Source organism: Mucilaginibacter endophyticus (genome assembly GCF_003351025.1).
GTDB classification, from domain to species: domain Bacteria; phylum Bacteroidota; class Bacteroidia; order Sphingobacteriales; family Sphingobacteriaceae; genus Mucilaginibacter; species Mucilaginibacter endophyticus.
The window spans coordinates 1-662 of the sequence record NZ_QPCG01000027.1 but is presented as its reverse complement, the minus strand read 5'-3'; the positions used below and the strand labels follow the sequence as shown (position 1 = coordinate 662).

General features: G+C 45.6%; 1 pseudogene. It reads right to left on the bottom strand.

Annotation, left to right across the window (positions count from 1 at the left end):
• Positions 1 to 662, bottom strand: a pseudogene (locus tag DUL71_RS32255) (chemotaxis protein CheB); the annotation flags it as partial.

The window sequence follows — 662 nt, the reverse complement described above, 5'->3', positions numbered from 1 at the left end:
TCAAGGTCGTCGTTTAGTTCGATCAGTTCACGAATCTTAGCCTGGTGTTCCGTATTCAGCGTATGAAGCTCTTCATTCAAGGACTGCAATTCTTCATTGCCCGATTGAAGTTCTTCATTGGCAGATAAGAGTTCTTCGTTACTCGACTGCAACTCTTCGTTGGTGGTCTCCATTTCCTCCACTGCCATTTGCAGGTTGGCGCGGGTTTCATTTAGTTCGGCTTCCACCTCAAGCAAGTGCTCCTGATGTTGGTCTGTACCAGCGAAGCTCAGATCGATCCCGTCTTTATCACTTAGTTCCCCTTTGATCTCAGTGAACATGATCAGGGTTAATCCACGTTGTGAAGATGAGCCGGGCGGTTTGATCACGATCTGAAGGAAGGCTTCTTCTTCTTTACGCTTCAATCGAACCCTGTTGAGATATGTTTTTTTATGTTCCTTCCAGGCCCTGCGGATTGCTGTGTTCAGTACAATGGCTATTTCTTTATTAACAAGGTTCAGGATGTTAAGGTCGATCTTTTTCTCAGGCAGGTGCAGATAGCGGCGATAGTTACCGACTGTTTCTTTGACTGTAAAATGTTTGTCAATGAATACAGCTACAGGCCCCGATTCTTCCGCCAATAAGTCAATAAATTCCTGTTCCGGTGATTTTTCCGGCTCCGG